Source organism: Marinobacter sp. (assembly GCF_033722195.1).
GTDB lineage: Bacteria > Pseudomonadota > Gammaproteobacteria > Pseudomonadales > Oleiphilaceae > Marinobacter.
Map to the genome: position 1 here is coordinate 1 of NZ_JAWVZL010000190.1, position 2,581 is coordinate 2,581.

Genomic DNA, 2,581 nt, shown 5'->3' on the forward strand with positions numbered 1-2,581 from the left:
CGGACACGATACAATCACTTCGGTGTGCGTTTTTTTGGGGCCGTCCAGGGCCCACTACAGTCCCCACACGCCCTACCCCCCCACCGCTGAGCTGAAAGCGTGCTGGCCTCTCAAAATGCCGAATAGGCGGGAAGGCCACCGTTCTTTGATAGCGCTCCAGGAGCATGAGGACGGCTGTAACCAATAGATTGAAGGAGGGGTTGGGGAAGCATTGACCGGGACTGTTGAGGGCCAGGGACGGCCCGAAACAAGCGCACAGGGGTCCAGCCGAGCGTTTATGAAGCGAAGCTTCATGCGACAGCTGGACGACCGCAATCTGCGATTGCGGGCCGGACCCGCTTGCGGGTGCTTGTAGCGTGTCCTGGGCAAAGCCTCCCAATCGCCGCTAAACACCGAATTAAGAGGCTAGATGCGACCAAACGCGTGTAGCAGAGAAATTAAAACACTGAGGAGCAACACCATGAGTACTCCAGCAGAAAAACTGAAAGGCTTCGACGACTACAAAGTCCGGGATATCAGTCTGGCCGCCTACGGCCGCAAGGAAATCACCATCGCCGAGAGCGAGATGCCGGCACTGATGGCCCTGCGTAACCGCTACAAGAGCGACCAGCCCCTCAAGGGCGCCAACATCATGGGCTGCATCCACATGACCATCCAGACCGCCGTGCTCATCGAGACCCTGGTGGACCTGGGGGCCAACGTGCGCTGGTCGTCCTGCAACATCTTCTCCACCCAGGACCACGCCGCTGCCGCCATCGCCGAGCGCGGTATCCCGGTGTTTGCCTGGAAAGGCGAGACCGACGAGGAATACGACTGGTGCCTGGAGCGCACCGTCGGTGCCGACGTGGCCGGCTGGGAGCCCAACATGATCCTGGACGACGGCGGCGACCTGACCGCGCTGCTGCACGAGAAGTACCCGGAAGTGCTGAGCAAGTGCCACGGCGTGACCGAAGAGACCACCACCGGTGTGCACCGCCTGCAGGAAATGCTCCGTGAGGGCACCCTGAAAGTGCCGGCCATCAACGTCAACGATGCCGTCACCAAGGCCAAGAATGACAACAAATACGGTTGTCGCCACAGCCTCAACGACGCCATCAAGCGCGCCACCGACCACCTGATGGCCGGCAAGAAGGCGCTGGTGATCGGCTACGGTGACGTCGGCAAGGGCTCCGCTGCCTCCCTGCGCCAGGAAGGCATGATCGTCAAGGTCACCGAGGCCGACCCGATCTGTGCCATGCAGGCCTGCATGGACGGCTTCGAGCTGGTGTCGCCCTATAACGATGGCGTCAACACCGGTACCGAGGCTGGCATCAACAAGGCGCTGCTGCAGAACACCGACCTGCTGGTGACCACCACCGGTAACGTCAACGTCTGTGACTCCAACATGCTGAAGGCCCTGAAGTCCGGCGCCGTGGTGTGCAACATCGGTCACTTCGACAACGAGATCGACACCGCCTACATGCGCAAGCACTGGGAGTGGGACGAGGTCAAGCCGCAGGTGCACGTGGTCTACCGCGACAAGTCCGCCAACGACTACCTGATCCTGCTGTCCGAAGGCCGCCTGGTGAACCTGGGTAACGCCACCGGTCACCCGTCACGGATCATGGACGGCTCCTTCGCCAACCAGGTACTGGCCCAGATGCACCTGTTCGAGCGCAAGTTCGCCGACCTGCCGGCCGAGGCCCGCGAGAAAGGCGTCTATGTCCAGGTCCTGCCCAAGCAGCTGGACGAGGAAGTGGCCCGCGCCATGGTGGAAGGTTTTGGTGGCGTGATCACCAAGCTGACCCCGGAGCAGGCCAAGTACATCGGCGTACCGGTGGAAGGCCCCTACAAGCCTGACTCCTACAAGTACTGAGCGAGAGCGAGAGACCATGCAATCCCAGAAACAGTTCAAGCGCCGGTTCAGCTTCGAGTTCTTTCCCCCCAAGACCGACCAGGGCAAGGACAAGCTGCAGGTTGTGCGTGACCAGCTGGCAGAGGTGCACCCGGACTTCTTCTCGGTCACCTTCGGCGCCGGCGGCTCGACCCGGGACCGCACGGTGGACACCGTGGTCAGCCTGCACAAGCAGGGCATTTCCACGGCGCCCCACCTGTCCTGCATCGGAGCCACCCGTGACAGCATTGCCGAGCTGCTGGACCTGTACCGGGAGCATGGTATCGAGCGCATCGTCGCCCTGCGGGGCGACATGCCCTCGGGCATGGGGGCGGCCGGTGAGCTGCGTTATGCCAACGAGCTGGTGAGCTTCATCCGGGAGCACAGCGGCGATACGTTCAACATCGAAGTGGCGGCCTACCCGGAGTTCCATCCCCAGGCCCGCTCCGCCGAGGATGACCTGAGGAACTTCGCCCGCAAGGTGGAGGCTGGCGCTAACAGCGCCATCACCCAGTACTTCTTCAATGTGGACAGCTACTTCTACTTCATCGACCGGCTGGAAAAAATGGGCATCACCATTCCGGTGGTGCCCGGCATCATGCCGATCGTGAACTTCTCCAACCTGACCCGCTTCTCGGAGATGTGCGGTGCCGAGATCCCGCGCTGGATCCGCAAGCAGCTGGAAGCCTACGGCGACGACAGCGACAG

The 2,581-nt window shown here is 62.0% G+C and carries 2 protein-coding genes; both read left to right on the forward strand.

Annotated elements, in window-relative coordinates:
- The first annotated feature begins 460 nt into the window (after positions 1-460).
- On the forward strand, positions 461-1,855 hold the full coding sequence (gene ahcY / locus R3280_RS16670; protein WP_318999731.1) for an adenosylhomocysteinase: 1,395 nt from the start codon (positions 461-463) through the stop codon (positions 1,853-1,855).
- Positions 1,856-1,871: 16 nt separating this feature from the next.
- On the forward strand, positions 1,872-2,581 hold a 710-nt coding region (locus R3280_RS16675), incomplete at its 3' end, for a methylenetetrahydrofolate reductase (protein WP_318999732.1).